Source organism: Rhodococcus phenolicus, assembly GCF_001646785.1.
Classification (GTDB): domain Bacteria; phylum Actinomycetota; class Actinomycetes; order Mycobacteriales; family Mycobacteriaceae; genus Rhodococcus; species Rhodococcus phenolicus.
In genome coordinates, this window is sequence record NZ_LRRH01000029.1 from 1 (window position 1) to 20236 (window position 20236).

Sequence of the window (20236 nt, forward strand, 5' to 3'; positions counted from 1 at the left end):
ACTCTATGGGGCACTACTCTACACGAGAGACTCGGTTGATGCTCGCACTCGCCGAACGTGCATCTTCCACAGGTATGTAATGCGGATATCCAGGTATATCCGAGGATTGGACACCTATCATCGCGCATTACCCGAGCAGTAGGGACCATATGAAAACATCAATTCGAGCGTTATGTCTCGCTGTTGCGAGCACGATGGCCGCGATCGCCACTTCCCAGGTCTTACCCACAGCGCAGGCTTCCCCCGGTGATCCCTGCCCCGAGGTGGTGATTGTCGCATTGAGGGGCAGCGGCGAGACAACGATCGGAGAAACGCACTACGGCGACGTGTCCTCCGACGGATGGGAAGGGGCCACCCTGTCCCGATTGCTCGGTTGGACGTACTTCGATTCACCGGAAATGGCGGATGTCCCCGTCCTCGGTGTCGATGCCTCGTACGAGGCAATCGACGTACCGACCGGAGCTGCAACGAACACATTCGAACGCTCGATCGCGTCCGGCGTCAACGGCGCGATCCTTACCTACGACCTGTTCCGCAAGACGATCCATCCCGAATGCGCACCGCAAATGATCCTACTCGGATACTCGCAGGGCGCTGCGGTCGCGCGGAAGGTCGCCTCGGCGATGGAATCCCGCGGAGTCGTGACAGCGGTCATGACCGTCGGAGACCCGATGCAGAAGCCGGACGCAGACGGCGTCTTCGGCAGCGGATCCAACGGGTCCGGGATCTGGCGTGGGCATGGCCGCGTGCAAGAGAGCCATGACCGCTTCTACCAGATCCCCCGCCTCAGGCGTGCGTCGATATGCCATGATCGTGATCCGGTCTGCGACTTCTACGCCACATCGAACCCTTTCTTCGACGAACACAAAAACTATTTCGAGAGTGGGGTGAAATTTCACAGCAGCAGTGGCGCAGGACCAAGCGATGTCGACGAGATCGACTTCATGGCGAAAGCACTACGGACCAATGTCGATATTGCACGTGCACGATATAGGGAAAGGGCTCAAACCTCCCACGCGACCAGCGACACCGTAATCGTCATTGATACGACAGGATCGATGAGTGGACTCATCGCCAAGGCGAGGGATCAAGCTGACAACCTTGCGCAGCGACTTCTGGCCACAAATCCTTCTTCTCGAATCGGGCTCGTAGAGTTCCGCGACCATGGCGACGCGTTCGTCGGCCGTACAGTCGTCGACTTCACCAACGACAGAGATCGAATTCGGGCAGGCTTGGACGGGTTGGTTGCCGACGGTGGTGGGGATTGGCCAGAAGCGGTGTACTCAGGCGTGGCTCAGGCCCTGTCCTTGCCTTTCTCAACAGATTCTGTACGTTCGATCATCGTTATCGGCGACGCACCTGCCCATGATCCCGAGCCGGTGACCGGATTCACCAGTGCCAATCTGGTCGATGCTCTGAACGGCAGAGCATCGTTGGACGTCACCACTCCGTCAGCGCGTCTTGGAAGACAGGTGCCACCGGACACCGACCGCAATGCTGGTCAGACCGGTCCGCTACCGACGACCGCGCAACCCAGCTACACATTGACGTCCGACGACGATGTGTCGCTTCCGCTCGATGCGTCGACCGGAGCCGGAACCGGACTTCCGGTCACTCTGTACGGGATCGGGACAGCAGATCTTGTGAACTCCTTGGATCCGATCGTGGTCGGATCCGGAGGCAGCACGTTCGATATCGACTCGGGAATCGATTTCGGGGACGCACTCGGATCAGCCATCGACTCCATCGAGTCGGCTCCCCGTGCCTATCTCGATATCGAACCCATCGTTCCTGTCGGGTATGCGACTGCGATCGGATGTGGAGGAAGCGCCGGCGGTACCCAGCCGCTACAGATGAGCATCGATGTAGAAGGTCGGGTCCTGGACTGTGAAAACCTGGTGTCCTACACATTCCATCAGCCGGGGACCCATGTCGTCACTCTCAGGATCACCGACGCAGCCGGGAGGCACTCGACCGCAGTCGCTACTGTCGAGGCTATCGCCCCGGATCCGGAAGTCGAGAGTCCCGGGACCGGGAGCGCGGACGGGCTCCCAGGAACCGGGGGTTCTGCGGAATTACCGGGGACAGGTTCAGCAGGGCGGGTTTTCGGCAGGTAGCGGTGCGACAAGAGTCATCGATGTTGCCGTGCCACGGTCATTGGGATATTCGGCGGTCTGATAGACCGTAACGGCTTCCCCGCGCTGCAGCTCCCATCTATGCACGCCGGCTCGCTTCTGCGAGTCGCCGAGGTGCTCACCTGAAATAGGTGAGCACCTCGCTGGCCAACCACCCATTCCGGGCCGAACGACTCCATCGCAGGATCGTATGGCAGCTGGTCGACGACCGGTGGTGAGCGGGTCTGGTCAGCGGTTGCATCCGCTACCTGCACGACGTCGACGCGGGACATCGGCAGCGTAGTGGTGGCTTTGAGTACCAGGTTCCAGGCCCGCTCACCTACCTCAACGTGCAGAGTCATGAGATCGCATTACGCGACGTCGGCAACCACGTCGGAGGGGGGGCTACGATCAGCGTGGCACTTATTGTCGCGCTGAGGATCCGTAGCCATCGGAGATACCGGCGCGAGATTTTGCCCCTCGTCACCCGACGCGCTCGTTACCCACTACGAAGTCCCTTGTCCCGCTGTCGTTGCGTCTTGACTGCTTGAACACCGGGCGGACGATCACCTACCCGTTTGTCCGCCCAGTCGAGTTCGAGTGTTGCCAGGTTCGCTATGTTGGTTCTTCGATATGTCACCGGCAGCGACAGGATGCCGGTTCGCCTGGCCTGTCGGGCAGGATGATCCGGTCGCGTTCACGGCAGGTATCCGCGTCCGTGCAACCTCTGCATATCCTGCGCAGATTGTCGTTGCTCGTTCCGCGCCGTCATGCGACAAGGCCATCGTCCGCCCCGCGGTAGTCGCCTTGACTGGATCAGGTACCTGATGACGGTGGTGGTGCCGCGATGTTGCGGTCCGGTACGGACCGGGACGACGCCCGCCCGGTGGCGGGCTCAACGGAATGCTCTGCAGGATGGTGTGCCTTGAGATAATGACCTTTCTGTGGAGGGACGGCCTTCAGGTGACGAGGCCGGCGCGGAAGGCCGCGAGGGCGGCCTCGACGCGGTTGCGGGTGCCGAGTTTGGTGAATACCGCCGAGATGTGGGTTTTGACGGTGGTTTCGCTCAGGAACAACCGGCCGGCGATATCGGCGTTGGATGCGCCGGTGGCGAGTTCCTGCAACACGGTGCGTTCGCGTTCGGACAGCACCGCCAGGTCGGTCGGCGCCGCCGGCGCGGTGGGGCTGGGGTGGTGGGCGGCGATGCGCCGCAGCGATTCCTGGCTGAACAAGGTGTTGCCTGCGGCGACGGCGCGCACCGACTGGTGGAAGGTGTGCGGGGGCTCGTCCTTGCTCAGGAAGCTGTGTGCGCCGGCGGCGACGGCGTGGACGACGAGATCGTCGACGTCCATCGCGGTCATGGCGATCACCTTCGGCGGATGCGGCAGTGTCATCAGCTGGCGGGTGGCGTCGAGTCCGCCGACCCGGCGCATCTTCAGGTCCATGAGCACCACCTGCGGGGCGACCCGGTGCACCGTATCGAGTACCCGGTCCCCGTCGTCGGCTTCGGCGACGACGGTGATGTCTTCGGTGGCCGCGAAGATGTCGCTCACCCCGCGGCGGACGAAGGGGTCGTCGTCGACGACGAGAACGGTGATCGGTGCGGCGGCAGTCATGGCGCCGACAGCCTAACCGTGGGCCCGGACACCGCCGCACCGCACTGAGGTGCGGCGGGTCAGGCGAACCAGGGCAGCCAGCAGGAGACGACGAAGTCGGTGCCGGCGACACCGGCGTGGACGGTGCCGCCGATCTGCTGGGCCTGCTCGGCCAGCCCGGGCAGCCCGGCACGCGAGCCCGGTGGCACCGTCGGCGCGGCCGTGCTGAGCCGGTTGCGGACATCGATGCGGATGCCGTCGTGTTCGGCCCCGGCGACAGTGATGCGCACCGTCTGATCGGCCGCGTACTTCTGAGCGTTGGTCAGTGCTTCCTGCACCACCCGGAAGCTCACGTGCCCGGAGACCGTGCCCACCTCCCCGGGGCGCAGGTCGGTGAACAAGGTGGTGTGCAGTCCGGCGGCGCGGGCGGACTGCACCAGATCGGCGATGGCGTCGATCCCCTGATGGCCGTTCGAGTGCCGAGCCCCGGCGGTACCGCGCAGGACCCCGACGATGTTCTTGAGTTCATCGAGCGCCTCGTGGGCGGTGCTGCGGATCATCGAAGCGGTGTTGGCGATCTTCTCCGGGTTGTCGGCGCCGCCGACCTGCAGGGCGCCGGCGAACAACGAGATCCGGCTCAGGCTCGCGGCGAGGGTGTCGTGCATGTCGCGGGCGATGCGGGTGCGTTCTTCGGTGCGGATCATCTCGTCGCGCATCGCCCGGGTCTGTTCGGTGGCCTCATCTCGGCTGTGCTCGGCGGCGCTGAGCTGGCTGCGGGTGCGTTTGACCAACGCCAGCGCCACGACGCTGCCGACGAGCACCGCGGCCACCAACCACGGGAGCCACCAATCGATCTCCCACACCGGTTTCGGTTGGCCCGGCTCGGGTTTTTGTTCCATGCTCAGCACGGAGTTGTCGCGGGTGCGGCCGGCGTCATAGAGCAGCGAGACCACGCACGCCGCGTACACCGCACCGACGGCGGCAACCAGACGGCGACTGTGCTCGATCTTCGCCACCGCATACAACGCGATCAACGCCGCCGTGGCGTCGGTGGAAAACACCAACGGTCCGGCCACCGCCACCGCCAGCACCGGCCAGGGATGCTCGTGTCGCCACACCAGCGCCGCGGCCGCCACCAGGTTCAGCACCAACCCGATCGTGTAGTTCCACACCGGGGCGGTACCCGAATCCTCCGAGAGCACGAACGCGGCCAGGGTGCAGAACGTGCTGAGCGTCACCGCCCCGGTCGTCCAGGCACGACGAATCCAGACAGCACGAGGCGTTCGCGGGGCAGAAGAGGCCATCACATCCCTGCACGCTACGCAACGACCGATCGTCACCGGCATCGGCCGATCGGACCGGACATCACACCCATATCCGACCGAAAGAACGAGCCGGTCCGACCCAACGGACGAGGCGCGGGCGGGGTGGCATCGGGTGAGCTGAGAACACCAGCGGCACACGGCACCGACCGTCGCCGCGCCGCTTCCCTATCCCACCCGTTGTCGAGGAGATGTGATGACCGATCCCGCTATGTACCCCAATCCTGAGCAGCACCCCCACGGCCGGCCGGCTCGCAGCAAGCGCCGGATCTGGCCGTGGCTCGTCGGGGTGCCGGTGCTGCTGTTCGGCGCCTGCTCGATCGCGCTGGTCTCGAACCTCGGTGGGGACACCGAGGCCACCGTCACCGCCGGACCGGACGACGCCGCCGGCGGTGATGCCGGTGCCGATCGGGGCCCGGATTTTCCCGGCAAGCTCGACCACGACACCGCCGCGCCGGCCGGGGCCACCATCACCCGCGACGATCTCGCCTACACCCTGACCCCGCTCGAGAGCGTCGAGACGATGTTCAGCAGCTCACTGTGCAGCACGGTCACCATCGACAATGTCGGCACCGCCCAGAACGACTTCAACGGCTACACCGACTGGAGCCTGCAGGACCCCAGCGGCGCCATCCGCGACGCCACCTTCGGCACCGATCGGCCCATGCTCAACTCCGGCAAGATCGCCCCCGGGGGCCGCGCCACCGGCAGCGTCTGCTTCGACAACCCCACCGGCGCCGCCCCAGGCACCTACGTGGTGCTGTTCGAAGACACCTTCTCCCTGTCCACCGACCGCCTCGCCTGGATCAACACCCTCTGATCGCGGCGGTCGACCTGCCGACTCGCCGTTGTGCCCAGTCTGACTCACTCGTGTTCCGGTAACACCGCAGCCCGAGTGAGGTATAGGTCCACGGAACAGGTCGGCGGTACATAGGCCGTCTCACCGGCGCGGTGAGTGATCCGGCCGGCGCGGTGAGCGTTCTTCGCCGGCCACCGTGTACCAGCATGATTCACTTTCACCAGGAAGCAGAGTACTTGTGGCACCACGTCGTTCCCCTTCCACTGCAGCGACCTTGTACCGCCTCACCGACCTGACCTGTCTGCGGGAGGCGATCAAACGCAAGTACCTCGAGAACACCGACCGTTTCGTCGCCCTGGACTGCTCGGTCGCCGAGCGGACGGCGGTGTTGGTCAACGGCAGCATCGAAACCGAACGCGCGAGATGGGCCGATCGCGTCGAGTCCCTGATCGAAGAGCCGATCGAGGCCAGAAATGCGACCGCTGCAGCCGTGCTGGTGATCGAGGCCTCCGACGGTGTGGCGTGGGCGATCACCTACGGCATGGGCTTTCTCCTGCTCGAACAGGACCATGTCGACGCCGGCTTCGGGCAGCGTCTTGCCATCAGGATTGCTGCCCCGGACAAACTGAACGCGCTGACCCGCAAGACGCTCGATGACCGTGCCAAAGTCGACCGATCCTCCATTCCGGCCGGTGCACCCCTGCGAGGCTTCGGTATCGGCGGCTTCGGTGAACTGGTCACTCGGGTCGCCGGCACTGCCGAACTCGGCGGGCTCAGTGTTGGCACAACGTTCAAGATGCGCGGCTCGGATTCGGTCAACCTCCCACTCGCACGAACACCGAAGGAGCTGCTCGCCGACCTGGACATCATCGATACGGCACTGTCCGCACCCGCCCAGAAGGACCTCGAAGTTCTCGAGCAACTGATCGCGGTGAAAAAAGGCAGCCGCCTCGCCGCCGAACTCGAGGACCGTCTCGTCGACGTTCTCGGTAGCCGCCACGCAGACGGACTGGCCTGTGCCTGGCCGCACGAGAGCATCAACGAGAACGGAACTCCCGAATCGTTCGTGATCAAAGGACGGGGCCCGCGCACGACCCGTTCCGGGGTACCGGCCCTGCACGACATCGCCGAGTCGATCGATCGGGATCGCGTTCGAGAGTCGCTCGACCGTGTGAAGATCCAGCTCTTCCGCGATCCCGACGGACAAGAACCCCTCAGTCCCGACATCCCCCTGCGTAAATGGATCGCCTTCGAAAAAACTGTCGATGGCCGCCGGTACTTCCTGCACGACGGAGCGTGGTATCTGATGGACGATGCCTACGCCGTCGAGCTCGCCGCCCGCGTCCAGCAGATCTTCGATCGGCAATGGCCGGAGCGACTTCCACCCTGGCCGGCGAACAGCCCCGGCGACAAGGTCGAGGAAAAGCACTACAACCAGCTCGCCGCCGACAGCTGCGGTGGTGTGCTCCTCGACCGCAAACTGATCCGAACGTCCCAGAACCCCCGCGGTTTCGAGACCTGCGACATCCTGACCCCCGATGGGTCGTTGGTCCATATCAAGAACATCGATTCGTCTGCCCCCGCCAGTCACTTGTTCGCACAGGGTCACAACTCCGCGCACTCGCTCATGTCCGACAACCAAGCACGCCAGGAACTCGCCCGGCTCGTCGAGTCCGTCGGGGGCGACCCGGCCTTGGTGACAGCGAAACCTCGAGCAGTCGTATTCGGTATCGCCCGGCGTAGCGGCGCACCGATGACCGCCGGCACGCTCTACAGCTTCAGTCAGGTAACCCTGGTGCGCATCGTCAATGACCTCGAAGCCCGCGGAATCGCCGTCTACGTGGTTCCCATCGACAATGGTCCAGCTCGCGCTTCGTGAGCCCAGGTCTCGACGGACGTGGCGATAGCTGACCATGAGGACAGGGCCAGTGCTGCGGGCACGGTGTTCCACCGATCTCAACGAACGTGCTTGTCGGTCACGCATATGAGTCAGCCGCCACCTGATCCGCGCTGCCGACGAGCTCGACATCATCGACGGCGGCGTCGTCGATGCCGCGGTGCTCAAAATCGACCGTCAACCGGTGCCGGCTCCGATTCCTACCTCCCCGGCGCCCCTCGGGGTCCCGGCGACCCGGCCGGCCGGCCGAACACCTCTGGACGTGGCAGCGCGGGCACGTGCCTCGTCGGCCCCGCGCCCGAGCAGTGTGCTTGCCTACAGCAGCACCACAGGCTCCCCGGCTCAGGTGCTGCCGGGGTTACGACCACGACGAAGCCGAGGACGACCCCGCGATCGACGAGGTGGTGACGCGGGTACTGACATCGTTCCGGGAAAGCGCCACCGCAGACGACAAGCTCGAACTCGCCCGGGCCAGACCCTCGATCCCACGGGAGATCGATCGGGCCCTGCTGCTCGACGCATCCGTCGCGATGCAGCACTACGACCTGGACGAGAACAGCCGGTACCGGTTGCGGGCGCGCTTCTGGGAAAAATACGACGAGGGCTGAGAGCGACGCGTAGTCAGCTACCCGGATGCTCCGCGTCCGATCGGACGGTCGAGATGCAGGACGTCGCTGCCGGGTATCACGCGCTCAGTTACGATCCTCAGCCCGGGCAAGCGCGCTGTGGGCCCGCTGGAGTTTTTGTCGCGTTTGTCGGAGCCGCCAGTTAACGTGAATCGCATTATGACTGCGTACAGTTTCGGCAATCGCTGGGTCGGAGTGGTGGCGCTGGGTACCCCACCGCCACCGGAGCCGTTGCACAAGATGGCGCTGCGCCTTCGCACGAAACTGTTGTCGCGCACCGTGCGGCTCGACAAAACCCTCGCCGTTCCCGTCGATACGATCCTGCAGTCTCTGGCACGCCTACGGGTTCGGATGACGGTCTCCGGCCAGGATGCGCGTTCGAAGGAATGCCTCGACCTGGAACGCAAGTTCCGCGCCGGACGCACCCCAGCACTGCGACCCTGGCTGAAAAGCGCATTGCTCGAGGTGCATGCACCGCCCCAATCGACGCCGCCGGCGGCGAAGACACCGGTTCCAGCCGGGCGCCGGGCCGCGGCACCGTCGGTGCCGACAGAGCCCATCACCGCGACAGGGTGGGCGCAGTCCTACCCGCAGGCTCCCTTCTCCCCGTGGGTGCCGCCGACACCACCTCGGCTGCTGGACGAGCTGCAGAAGATGGACCTGGTCTTGGACGAGAACGCGCTGCTGTGGGTGCGGTGGGCGTGCCTGCACAGCAGCTACCTCTACGAATCGGTGCCCGACAGCCCAGTCAGCGCGCCGGTGCTGGATCTGCTCGGCACGCTCGGTCGGGGTTGGATGCGCCTGGCGATGCTCGACCGAGTTCGTGCCCAGCGCGGTGACTTGACCACGAATGCGGAAGTCAGCGGCGCCTTGGCCTCCGACCGTCATGCCCGGACCCTTCTCGGTGCCTGGGTTGGTGACATCGACGCGGCCTTCTACGGCACGGGTGAAGCGGCCCTGATCGCGGCCTGCAGCAGAAGTTCTGCTCCCGAGTCGGTCGCGATGCAGATCCTCGGGGCGCTGTCGTTGGTCACCGCGTCCCAGGCACCGGCAGATGCGCTCCTCGAGCGGGTGTCATTCACTGCTCCGGCGCCGGAGCCGGATTGGGCAACGGTGCTGAGTTCGGCGCTGAAGCGGGAACCGGAGATCGTGCGCTCCTCCTCGGGACCGGATCACGACAAGATCTTCACCGTGACGGTGACCGCCGACGGGCTCTCGGCGTCGGCGACCGGTAGGTCGGTCAAGGCGGCCCGCAAGGCCGCGGCCCGCTCGTATGTTCTGCAGTACCTGCCTCACGCGGCGCCAGCCGAAACACCCGGTCGTCCGCAGATGCCCCCGGCGCCGCGGCCGTATCGAGGTCACTTCCCCCAGCATGTGCGTGCAGTCCGGTGGGCGCAACAGGCTTTCGAGGTCGCCGACCCCGCGTGGATGAGCCAGGCGCTGACCCATCGGTCCTGGACCTACGAGAACCAGGCGGTGGTGGCCGAAGCGAACCAGCGGGACTACGGGGCGCTGGCCACCGAAGGCTCCGAAGTGCTCACCACCCTGGTTCGCCATCACTATGCGCTACAGACCCTGAGCGCCTCGTCCCGGCTCGCGACGACCGTGGCCACCCACGCGGCGGTGTCGCGCGAGGTTGTGCTGGCTCTGTTCGAGGCGATGCCGGTCGAAGCCGGGGTGCTCCGTTCGAAGGGAATGCCGCAGCTGAGTCCCGAAGTCAAAGAGGATGCCACGCAAGCCATTGCCGGTGCCGCGTGGCGCGCGAACGGCGACCTGCTCATGGAGCGTCAACCATTGACGGTGGCGAACTGGCTCCGAGCCTTCGAGCCGCCTGTCGATTCGTCGACACAGTTGCAGGAGTACTGTGCTCGGCTCAAAGTCGACTACAACGTCGACTACGAACGCCGTGGACCCGACCATCAATTGCAGATGTGCGCGACGATCACATTCGAGGTGGACGGCAGGCCGCGCTGCCGCGGCCCGTGGCGGGCCGGGAAGACCCCGGCAAAACAGGCCGCCGCCGCGACAGCCCTGAACTGGGTGTTCGGCCACGACGAGGTCGATGAGCCGCCGACCGGGGATCGCCTGGCCCTGTTGCGCGCTTTGTTTCTCGCCGAGCTGCGCACTGTCGACCCCGAACGGCGCGTCCACACCGGTACTGACATTGTGGCGGGCACCCTCGGTGTCGATCTGCTTGCTGCCGCCGATTACGACGGGTATCTCCGTTGGGTTCGTGCGCGAGCACAGTTGGTCCCCGGCTCGGGGACAGCGATCGCGGCTCGCCTCGAAGCGTTCTACGACGCGGTGTTGACCCACCATCGCCGGGCTGCGGTGCGGCAGTGGAGTGTCCAGAACACACCCTTCCACGGCGCGGAGGCACTGCCGCCGAGGCTCGACAAGTACGTACGCACCTGGCGCGCCGGACCGGGCGCCGGGCGACTGGCGCTGCTCGAAGACCTGCTGACCATGCTGCGTCGCACCGACCCGACGGTGGCCACCCTCGACTACGTGCAGCGACAGGCACAGACCGTCGCGGACGCCGCCGGGGTCCCGCTCCACGCCGAACGCAGCAGGGACGACCTCGGGCAGTCCGTAACCCTGAACCTACCCGGCGCCCGATGGTCGGACGCGTTCGAACCGGTCGTCGAGATTGTCGACAGCATCATCGGCGGGGCGATATGGGCCCGAGAAGACGAGGTCGTCTCCGTCACGATCCCGACCGCACCGACTGTCACCGATCCGATCTCACGTGCCGGCGTCCATGCGGTGCAGCAAGTGTGGAACGACCCGTGGCTCGATCGGGTGCGCGATGCCCTCACCGACGTCCTACTGCTCGTCGAATATCTTCCCGGACCTGACGACGAACCGTCATCCGAGCAGCTCGAGGAACTGGTCCGCGCCGAACACGCCCTGATGCTGTGTCTCCGCACTGACGGTGACCACGACGATGTCACGAACAGTCCGGACATCGAGCTGACACCTTGAAGATATGCATGCAGTGCGATGCATGCACACATCGCATGCATTGCACGCACTAAACGCATCATCGACGAACTTCTACAAGATATAGGTGCGGTCGAGGTCACGCAGGTGAGGTGGGGCACACCGGAGCGCGAGCCCCAATAGCTGCATTGGGTACTGATGCCCGATATGACGACTCGGCTGACAGCGCTTGACGTGGCGCAACGTGTCCTCGATGACTACGACCCGGACTGGGACCTACCGCTACCCGCGGCCGACCGTGTCCGGCGTCTGGCTGCCTTCGGGATCGATCATGATCAAGGACATTCTTACCTGGCCGTGTGCTATCGCCATGAGCTACGCAGGGTGCCGTAGTTGTTGATCAGCGGTCCTATGACCTGGGATTTTGAGTTACTCGATGCGCCACCAAGGCCGGTTGAGCGGGCATGGAGACAGGGATTGATCATGGATGTATCTCACGCACCCAGATCGTCCACGAGGAGTCACCCATGCCCGCCGGGACAGTGTCCCCGATCGACCCCTGCCTTGACCAACTGGCCCGGTGGACCACGACCGTCGCCGACGATGCGCACCTACCGGCGCTGCTCACAGCACTCGAAGCGCTGCCCGATCCCCGGGATCGGCGCGGTCGCCGCTACCGACTGCCATCGTTGATTGCCGTGGCATTGTGCGCTGTCGCCACCGGCGCCCGATCCTTCTACGCCATCGCAGACTGGGTTACCGGTGTCCCTCAGGAAGTGTTGGCCCGGTGCGGTATCCGATTCCGGATTCCGAGTGAGGCCACGATCCGGCAGGTACTCGGACGGATCGACGGTGACACCCTCGACCGGGTGCTCAGCGCGCATTTGGCCGCCTGCACCGACGCCACTGGACGCGTGGCGGTGGCCGTGGACGGTAAGACGATCCGCGGCGCCCGCATCGGGACAACAGTGGCTCCGCATCTGGTGTCGGCGGTCACCCACGCCGAGGGTGTGGTGCTCGGGCAGTGCCGCACCGCTGACAAGTCCAACGAGATTCCCGCGGTCAGAAGGCTGGTGCGCGGACTCGATCTCGCGGGGGCGGTGGTCACCGTCGACGCTATGCATACGCAGAAGACGACCGCACGATGTCTGCGCGAGCAGTGTCGGGCCGAGTACGTCATGGTCGTCAAGGCGAACCAGCCGGGGCTGCTCGCCCGGGTCCAGAGTCAGCCCTGGGAGCAGGTGCCGGTGGTGTGGTCCGATCCGCTCGAACGGGGGCACGGCCGTGAGGAGCAGCGCAGCTACAAGATTGTCACGGTGGCCCGTGGTCTGCGTTTTCCCTACGCGCAGCAGGCTATTGAGGTCACCCGGTTGCGCCGCGTGATCGGCACCGAGGAGTGGAGCATCGAAGTTGTCTACGCGATCTGTTCGCTGCCGTGTGAGCAGGCGCCGCCGAGGTTGCTGGCGTCGTGGATCCGGGGTCATTGGGCAATCGAGAACAAGGTCCACTACGTGCGGGATGTGACGTTCGATGAAGACAGGTCCACTGTTCGCGCCGGACATGGTCCGCAGGTGATGGCGACGTCGAGGAACGTGGTCATCGGACTGCATCGTCGGGCCGGGCAGTCGAACATCGCCCAGGCATGCCGACGTCTGGCGGCGAACCCTCATCATGCCGTCGACCTGGTCCTGAGAGCATGAAAACGCTGGTCACAGATCTGGGATTCAACAACTACGGAACCCTGGCTTTGTTGTGTGGGCAGTGAGTGGGCACAGGACGAACAGGATGCCACCGTGTGCGATGCGGTCGTCGACCGGTTTGCGTCCCGGAAACGGGCACAGACTGGGTTCGCCAACCATCCGGCCCACTCGGAGCTCGCCGATAGGCGCTCTTATGTCAGGTGGCGAGCAAGGGCCATGCGGTCCGAGGAGCGACCCATGCGACCAACTGGGATGTCAGGAGTGGTCGTCGGAGCGTAAGTCGGCCACATGAGCCGCGGCCTCCTGATACGATGTGTATCCCTTGGAACGGTCCACCAGGCGGAGGTCCATCTCGCCTTGGGTGTACCGATCGGTGAAATAGACACCGCGGACCGACTGAGGGACCAGTCGGGCGGTGTCGAACGAGCACGTTCCCAGGTGGCGGGGGCTACGCGCCCGATGCTCGGGACGAGGATCGTTCTGGTAGAGGAAACTGAGCCGTTGATGGCGCTCTTTGATCCTGCTCAGACCTGCTCACCGAAAGTGCTCACCCGTGTGGCTCCGCCGATGAGGGCGGGTCTCCTTCGATGCTGGTGGTCTCTGACCACGCACCAGCACCCCGAAGGAGACCGCTTTCTCATGTTGACATGGGAGGAAGACGTGGAGATCCACGCACTGCACAAACGAGGCTGGACGATCTCGGCGATCGCCCGGCACACCGGCCGAAACCGGCGCACGATCCGCAACTATCTGAACGGCACCACCACCCCCGGCATCCGTAAACCCGCTGGTGAGGATCCGTTCGAACCGTTCGTCGACTACGTCACCGCTCGTCTGACCGAGGATCCGCATCTGTGGGCACGGACCTTGTGCGACGAACTCGAAGACCTCGGCTACACCGCCTCGTATCAGACGCTGACCCGCCAGATCCGGCAACGCAAGCTCCGGCCCGTCTGCCAAGCCTGCGCGTGCGCGACCGACCGCCCCAACGCGGTCATCGACCATCCGGCGGGGGCGGAAACCCAGTGGGACTGGGTCGAGCTGCCGAACCCACCCGCCTCGTGGGGCTGGGGCAAGACCGCATATCTGCTGGTCGGATCGCTCGCGCATTCGGGTCGGTGGCGCGGGGTGCTCGCCCCGGCCATGACCCAGCCGCATCTGATCGACGGCCTCGACCGGATCTGCCGAAAACTCGGCGGCCTGACCCACACCTGGCGATTCGATCGAATGTCGACGGTCTGTTACCCCGACAGCGGAAAAGTCACTGCCTCCTTCGCCGGGGTCGCCAAGTATTACGGCGTGTTGGTGGCGATCTGCCCACCGCGGTCCGGCAATCGCAAGGGTGTCGTCGAGAAGTCCAATCACACTGCGGCCCAGCGATGGTGGCGCACCGTGGCGGACGAGCTCACCGTCGAGCAGGCCCAGGCGAGCGTGGACAAATTCTGTAGTCGACGCGCCGATGCCCGGATGCGGGCCACCGCCGACGGCAAGGCCCCGGTGCGCACCGTCGCCGACCGGGAACCGTTGACGTCGATGCCGAGCAGTCCGTATCCGGTGGTGCTCAGCGAACCGCGCACCGTCTCGAGGCAGGCGTTGGTGGCCTACCGCGGCAACCGCTACTCGGTGCCCCCGGAACTGGCCGCAGCGCAGGTCACCGTCACCCGGCAGCTCGGCGACGAGGTGATCGACATCGTCACCGCCTCGCAGATCACCGTCGCCCGCCACCGGTTGGCGCCGGACGGGGCCGGCGCCGTGGTGCGCGATCACGGCCACGTTCACGCCCTTGAACAGGCCGCGATGGCCGGTGCCGCGGCCGGAGGCCGACCGCACCGCCGCAAAGAACGCATCCCACCCGGACCCGAGGCGCTCACTGCGGCAGCAGCATTGCGCACCAACACCACGGACCGCCACCCACCGTCGACGACACCGCGATCGACGGTGGTCGACCTGGCCGCCTACGAGCGCGCAGCCCGCGGAAGGAACACCCTCGTATGACCACCACCCCCGACACCACCGCGACCTCGGCAAGTCTTTATCAGCGTCTGCGAGGACACTTGGCGACGCTCAAGTTGCACGACGCTGCCGAAGCGCTGCCGTCGGTGCTCGACCGAGCCCAGAAGGACGGTCTGTCGATGACCGCAGCGCTCGAACAGCTGCTGTCGATCGAGGTCGACGCCACCGAAGCCCGCCGCCTCGCCGGGCGGTTGCGGTTCGCGTGCCTGCCCACCCCGGCCTGTCTCGAGGACTTCGACTTCGACGCCGCCCCCGGCCTCGATCGGGCATTGATCGCCGAGTTGGGCACCTGCCGGTTCCTCGAAACCGCGACGAACGTCCTGCTCATCGGGCCGCCGGGGGTCGGAAAGACCCACCTGTCGGTGGGCTTGGCGCGGGCGGCCGCGCATGCCGGTTATCGCACCTACTTCACCACCGCCGCCGATCTGGCCGCCCGCTGCCATCGCGCTGCGATCGAAGGCCGGTGGGCGACGACGATGCGGTTCTACGCCGGCCCGACGCTGCTGGTGATCGACGAACTCGGCTACCTACCCCTGCCCGGCGAGGCCGCCTCCGCACTGTTTCAGGTTGTCGCGCAACGCTATCTGAAGACCTCGATCATCATCACCACCAACCGGGGTGTCGGAGAGTGGGGTGAGGTCCTCGGCGATACGACCGTCGCCGCCGCGATGCTCGACCGGCTTCTGCACCGATCGGTGGTACTCAACCTCGACGGGGATTCCTACCGGCTGCGTGATCACCACGCCCGGTCGGAAAAGCTCCGTCAAGCCACCACCGGCACCCGGCAACCGCTACAGTGAACCCGCCCACGAGTGGGCACTTTCGACGAGCACAAGCGAGCACCTTCGCTGAGCCTCATCACCGTTCCACATCATCTCCAGGCACTCGATCCCAGAAGAACGACTTGCTGTCGCTGCCACTCTCAACGGTCATCTGGCGAACGTGAAGGGACCAATACGATTGGTTGATCACGATGTACGCAGGAATCGGACCTCGGTTACCGCCTTCCGGGATGTGACTCTCTTCCGTCGGAGTCAAGGTCACTTCCCACAGACCATCGATTCGAGGCCTGCGGGTCAGTCGGTTCAACAGCGGAAGACGCCACCCCCACAGGTCCCATACGAGCAGTGCCACCGAAGCCACCGCAGGGAACCACCCGACAATGAGCTTGGCCGTGTTGTCGAGGTTGACCCCGGACAACGCGAGAACGGCGGTGTAGGCAAGGCCAACGGCTAAAACGACGAGGCGGACCAGGGTGGTCGGGCGCAAGGGGGCTCAACCTCCGTATCCGAGATGGCTCCACGTCGCCAGGACCAGGTCTTTGCCGTCCTGAATCGACCACTTTTTGTCGCTCGTGAAGAGCCACTTCATCCGGTTGGGCTCGACCATTTGGCGTTCGTTCTCCTCCGATTCGAGGAGTCCCCACAATTTGGCCAAGGTGGCGCGGAACCCCGCATCGAGGTCACCGGTGGTGAGGATCGCGGCGGGGACGTTGTAGACGAGGCACTCCATGAAGTACGAGGGCAATTCGTCGATGGTGCCCTCCGCTGCGAGAAAATTCTCGGCGTTCTTGAGAGCGCGAACGTACTTCTTGTACCGGTGGTTGGTTGCGGTGTTGAGACTGCGGCCGTTGTCCAACTGTTGCTGCGGCCAATTCACGATCTTGCTACCGCCATCCGTGGGGAAGACACAGCTTCCCTCGTGCCAGAGGGTTCGGTGGGAGTCGTCGTAGCGGCGATAGTTGAAGCTCGGCACAACATCGGCGCTCGGACGGCTTCCTTCCACGGCGCTGATATTGATGGCGACTCGGCCGCTGGTGTCGATCGAGCCCGGTCCGAACGCCGTGACGAGCGCGTCGATCACGGCTTGCCGCCAGCTTCCGGGGGTCCACGAGCCTTGGTAGGGCGGAGGCGGAGGTTCGACGCCGATCACGCCGGGCTTGTAGTCGTAGTAGAGGCAATCTTGGAGCTCGATGACTACGTCGACGTCAGAATCTCGGCGGACGTTCGTGTTGTTCGGATAGCTGCCCTTCGTGTAAATGACGACGTTGGCGCCGTCGAAGGCCTCACAGGTCGTGATCGCCTTGCGGACCATGCTTTCCGCTCGCTCCTGCTGCGCTTGCTCGTTCTCACTAGACGGCTGGATCCATCTACCGAGAAGCTCCGCGCGCTCCGACGCTGACATGCCCACTGAGACTCTCCTCCGCCAAGACAAGTGGTGATAGAAATGGGTGGTAAAGTAAAGCGTACACGGTCGATGAGGTCGATCAACTGAGCCTGTAAGGGGCGGATCTTGGGAGAAGCTGAGCTTTCTGCATATGCGGTGGAGCGATTCGGGCAGGTCGCCGCGCTCGTGCACAACGCGGTGATCGAGACCGTCCACGAGGCGCAGGATGCTGCCTTGCGGGTACACGCCGAACACGGACTTCCGGAACGCGACCCGTACGGCACGGCGCTGCGGGGGCACCTGAATCGGCGCCTGCTCCGGAAACTGCGGGATGCCCCGGGAATCGCGGCCCGCAAACCGGCCGGGCATCGCGCGCGCTACGAGTTCCCCGTCATCGAGGAAACCGGAGTGGTGCTGTACTGGTGGCGCGTCCCCGGCGAGGGACGAGTTCCGTTGCCCGAGGTCAGGCTGCCGAGAGTGTCGCACTTGCAACAGCACCTGATGACCCTGACTCCTACCACTGTGGAGTCTCAGATGACGCTGGACCACGCGCTGATGAGCGATGAGGAGATCGACCAGCTCTTCACCGACGAAGAACAGTTCCGTGCGCAGATGGCCCGGGCCGACGGCCGCACCGTGACGCTGTGGGTGTCGGCGTCCCCTGACGGGCTGTTCGACTTTGGCTGGGGCGATGCGGAATTGGTGAACGCGAAGACCGGGCAGCTGGCCTGGCCGCGATGGGAATCGCTGGCCGATGCCGCCATCGTCACCCCGGCACTGCACCCGGTCGGCCACAGCGGCGCGAAGGCGGACAGATTCGATTCGGACGTCGAGGGCGACACAGGATTCGATTTGTCCGTGCGCACGCCCACCGAAGCGGTTGTCCCGGAACAGCAGCACACCGACGAGCGGATCTCCGGTAGCGAGGAGCGTTGAGTACACGCGATGCAGGGCAGCTGCATCTTCTGCCGGATGGTGATCTGGCCGCGACCGAGCTCGGTCGCGGCGCGTTCGATGCAGCACGTCTGACTCAGGCCCGCCGCCTGGCCGGGATGACCAAGAAGGCCGTCGCGGATCGGATCGGAGTCTCGGCGGTCGCGGTCGGCCAGTGGGAGGCCGGCACCGCGAGCCCCCGCCCGGACAACATCGACGCGTTGGCCCGGGTCCTCGACGTCCCGGTCGCCTTTCTCGCCGCCGGCCGGCCGTATGCGCGCCTCGATGCTGCCGACGCCCATTTCCGCAGCCTGCGCCGGACCCCGGTCAGTCAACGAGACAAAGCGATCTCCTTCACCGAACAGGTCTGGGAACTGACCTATGCCCTGGAAAAACGGGTGCGGCTCCCAGTCGTCGACCTTCCCGGATTCTCCGCCGGAGAAGTCGAGCAGACCGATTTCCCCACCGATCCGGCGGCCGCGGCACGAGCACTGCGCCAGCACTGGGGTCTGGGCACGCGCCGAATCTCCCGTATGGTCCGCACGATGGAACAGCACGGCATCATCGTCACCTTGGTGCCATTCGCCGGCACAGCAACCGCAAGCGTCGACGCCTTCTCCACCTCCAAGCTGCCGCGACCCATCGTCGTGCTCACCCCCGACCGCGCAGATGATGTGTATCGGCACCGGTTCAGCGCAGCGCACGAACTCGGACACTTGTTGATGCATAGCGACTGTCTGCCGGGAGACACCCAGCAGGAGCGTGAAGCGGACATGTTCGCCGCCGAGTTCTTGACACCCCAGGCGCAGATCACGCCGCTGCTACCGTCCCGGCTCGATTTCGCCAAACTTGGCGAGTTGAGTGTGCAGTGGGGTGTATCGGTCGATTCTCTTCTGCGCCGGTGCAAGGAGGTCGGGGCAGTTTCCGAAGCGACCTATCGACGCGCACACCAACGGCTGGCCGCACTCCGTTCATCGGGCCTGTTCGCCCATGAGCCGGTCGACAGTTATCCAGGGGAAATACCGGCACTGCTTAGATCGGCGTTCGAGGTGGCCGAATCCCACGGATTCACACTCAAAGAGCTCGCCGCCGAACTGCGAATAACTCTCCCTCGTTTGCGACTTCTTCTCCTCGGCCAGGGAGACACCCGACCGGAACTGAAGCTCGTCTAACCTCCTCGGGCTCACCATGCACCCGCAAAGACACCAACTCGGGCCAAGAAGACGTAGGACCGCATCGAGCACCGCCGACCTCGAGCAGCGCTCCCGCGCTTGCCTCGAATCATTTGTCCTGCGAACGCATCAGGTAGTCGTCACCGGTCCGGAGACGACGAATCCCAGCATCGAGATCGGGACTGCTGCACGGATAGGTGACATCTGAACTGTGGTGCCATGAGGCGCTGCTGGAAGGATGTACACCGTGCCCAAGCCCTACCCCAAAGAGTTCCGCGACGACGTCGTCCGCGTGGCCCGAAACCGCGAACCCGGCCAACACCTGCGGCAGATCGCCGCCGACTTCGGCATCAGCGAATCCTGCCTGACCAACTGGCTCAAGCAGGCCGATGTCGAGGACGGCATCAAGCCAGGGGCCACCGCCAGTGAGAACGCCGACCTGCGCGAAGCGCGCAAACGCATCCGGCTGCTCGAGCAGGAGAACGAAGTGCTGCGCCGGGCCGCGGCGTACCTGTCGCAGGCGAACCTGCCGGGAAAAGGCTCTACCCGCTCGTGAGCGAGCTGGCCGCGGACGGGATCCCCGTCGCGGTGACGTGCCGGGTATTGAACATCGCTCGCCAGCCGTACTACCGGTGGCTCTCCCGCCCGGTCACCGATGCCGATCTCGACGAGGCATACCGGGCCAACGCGTTGTTCGATGCGCACCGCGAGGACCCGGAGTTCGGGTACCGGTTTCTCGCCGACGAAGCCCGCAGCGCCGGAGAATCGATGGTCGATCGGACGGCGTGGCGGATCTGTTCGGATAACGGTTGGTGGAGTGCGTTCGGCAAACGACAGCGGGGTAAGAACGGTAAACCCGGGCCGCCGGTCCACGACGACCTCGTCGGCCGCGTTTTCACTGCTGAAGATCCGAATCGGTTGTGGCTTACCGATATTGAGCGCCACGAGGCGCTGTT

Annotated in this window: 15 protein-coding genes and 1 pseudogene; 12 read left to right on the forward strand and 4 right to left on the reverse strand. The window is 65.0% G+C overall.

Translation table 11 applies throughout. The features are described 5' to 3' along the window. The first annotated feature begins 194 nt into the window (after positions 1–194). The gene (locus A8G15_RS08850) at positions 195–2117 is read left to right on the forward strand and encodes a vWA domain-containing protein (protein WP_068158085.1); all 1923 of its coding nucleotides are present in this window, start codon (positions 195–197) and stop codon (positions 2115–2117) included. Positions 2118–3073: 956 nt separating this feature from the next. Here A8G15_RS08850 and A8G15_RS08855 read toward each other — a convergent pair. Next, on the reverse strand, positions 3074–3730 hold the full coding sequence (locus A8G15_RS08855) for a response regulator (protein WP_068158089.1): 657 nt from the start codon (positions 3728–3730) through the stop codon (positions 3074–3076). Positions 3731–3789: 59 nt separating this feature from the next. Next, on the reverse strand, positions 3790–4947 hold the full coding sequence (locus tag A8G15_RS08860) for a sensor histidine kinase (protein WP_425415081.1): 1158 nt from the start codon (positions 4945–4947) through the stop codon (positions 3790–3792). A gap of 280 nt (positions 4948–5227) precedes the next feature. Here A8G15_RS08860 and A8G15_RS08865 point away from each other — a divergent pair, with 280 nt between their 5' ends. The 7 genes from A8G15_RS08865 (at position 5228) to istB (ending at position 15809) form a co-directional block, all read left to right on the forward strand. After that, entirely contained in the window at positions 5228–5851 is a 624-nt protein-coding gene (locus A8G15_RS08865) for a DUF4352 domain-containing protein (RefSeq protein ID WP_068158093.1), read from the forward strand. Between the two features lie 217 nt (positions 5852–6068). Next, positions 6069–7709 carry a DUF6119 family protein gene (locus tag A8G15_RS08870; RefSeq protein WP_169833877.1) on the forward strand — a complete coding sequence of 547 codons (1641 nt, stop codon included), beginning with the start codon at positions 6069–6071 and terminating at the stop codon, positions 7707–7709. A 329-nt stretch (positions 7710–8038) separates the two neighbouring features. Beyond that, a complete protein-coding gene (locus A8G15_RS32350) occupies positions 8039–8335 on the forward strand; it encodes a hypothetical protein (protein ID WP_211270133.1) in 297 nt (98 codons plus the stop codon). Between the two features lie 177 nt (positions 8336–8512). Continuing rightward, positions 8513–11338 carry a putative dsRNA-binding protein gene (locus A8G15_RS08880; RefSeq protein ID WP_068158103.1) on the forward strand — a complete coding sequence of 942 codons (2826 nt, stop codon included), beginning with the start codon at positions 8513–8515 and terminating at the stop codon, positions 11336–11338. A 485-nt stretch (positions 11339–11823) separates the two neighbouring features. After that, complete coding sequence (locus A8G15_RS08885; RefSeq protein ID WP_068158110.1) at positions 11824–12996, forward strand: ISAs1 family transposase; 1173 nt, start codon at positions 11824–11826, stop codon at positions 12994–12996. A gap of 639 nt (positions 12997–13635) precedes the next feature. Next, positions 13636–14991, forward strand: a complete 1356-nt coding sequence (locus A8G15_RS08890; protein WP_068158111.1) for a Mu transposase domain-containing protein — start codon at positions 13636–13638, stop codon at positions 14989–14991. Then, positions 14988–15809 carry an IS21-like element helper ATPase IstB gene (istB, locus tag A8G15_RS08895; RefSeq protein ID WP_068158116.1) on the forward strand — a complete coding sequence of 274 codons (822 nt, stop codon included), beginning with the start codon at positions 14988–14990 and terminating at the stop codon, positions 15807–15809. Before A8G15_RS08890 ends, istB begins: the two co-directional genes overlap by 4 nt. A 58-nt stretch (positions 15810–15867) precedes the next feature. Here the strand turns inward: istB and A8G15_RS08900 are convergent, their stop codons facing one another. Together A8G15_RS08900 and A8G15_RS08905 are read right to left on the reverse strand one after the other, a co-directional pair. Continuing rightward, positions 15868–16278, reverse strand: coding sequence for a hypothetical protein (locus A8G15_RS08900; protein ID WP_068158121.1), 411 nt, complete (start codon positions 16276–16278; stop codon positions 15868–15870). 6 nt (positions 16279–16284) lie between these two features. Further along, positions 16285–17193, reverse strand: coding sequence for a nucleotidyltransferase domain-containing protein (locus tag A8G15_RS08905; RefSeq protein WP_068158125.1), 909 nt, complete (start codon positions 17191–17193; stop codon positions 16285–16287). 108 nt (positions 17194–17301) lie between these two features. Here A8G15_RS08905 and A8G15_RS08910 point away from each other — a divergent pair, with 108 nt between their 5' ends. From A8G15_RS08910 to A8G15_RS30545, 4 genes and pseudogenes are all read left to right on the forward strand, one after another. Beyond that, a complete protein-coding gene (locus tag A8G15_RS08910; protein ID WP_082899768.1) occupies positions 17302–18111 on the forward strand; it encodes a hypothetical protein in 810 nt (269 codons plus the stop codon). After that, a complete protein-coding gene (locus A8G15_RS08915; protein WP_245687763.1) occupies positions 18108–19280 on the forward strand; it encodes a helix-turn-helix domain-containing protein in 1173 nt (390 codons plus the stop codon). The genes A8G15_RS08910 and A8G15_RS08915 overlap by 4 nt, the downstream gene beginning before the upstream one ends. A 247-nt stretch (positions 19281–19527) precedes the next feature. After that, positions 19528–19836, forward strand: a complete 309-nt coding sequence (locus A8G15_RS31430) for an IS3 family transposase (RefSeq protein ID WP_068158128.1) — start codon at positions 19528–19530, stop codon at positions 19834–19836. Further along, positions 19833–20236: pseudogene (locus A8G15_RS30545) on the forward strand (IS3 family transposase); the annotation flags it as partial. The gene A8G15_RS31430 and the pseudogene A8G15_RS30545, both read left to right, overlap by 4 nt.

Excerpts from the sequence above, each read along its gene's own strand:
- A8G15_RS08865 (WP_068158093.1), top strand. The coding sequence starts at position 5,228 with ATGACCGATCCCGCTATGTACCCCAATCCTGAGCAGCACCCCCACGGC.
- A8G15_RS08890 (WP_068158111.1), top strand. The coding sequence starts at position 13,636 with ATGTTGACATGGGAGGAAGACGTGGAGATCCACGCACTGCACAAACGA.
- A8G15_RS08855 (WP_068158089.1), bottom strand. The coding sequence starts at position 3,730 with ATGACTGCCGCCGCACCGATCACCGTTCTCGTCGTCGACGACGACCCC.
- A8G15_RS08905 (WP_068158125.1), bottom strand. The coding sequence starts at position 17,193 with ATGTCAGCGTCGGAGCGCGCGGAGCTTCTCGGTAGATGGATCCAGCCG.
- A8G15_RS08880 (WP_068158103.1), top strand. The coding sequence starts at position 8,513 with ATGACTGCGTACAGTTTCGGCAATCGCTGGGTCGGAGTGGTGGCGCTG.
- A8G15_RS08885 (WP_068158110.1), top strand. The coding sequence starts at position 11,824 with ATGCCCGCCGGGACAGTGTCCCCGATCGACCCCTGCCTTGACCAACTG.
- A8G15_RS08850 (WP_068158085.1), top strand. The coding sequence starts at position 195 with ATGGCCGCGATCGCCACTTCCCAGGTCTTACCCACAGCGCAGGCTTCC.
- istB (WP_068158116.1), top strand. The coding sequence starts at position 14,988 with ATGACCACCACCCCCGACACCACCGCGACCTCGGCAAGTCTTTATCAG.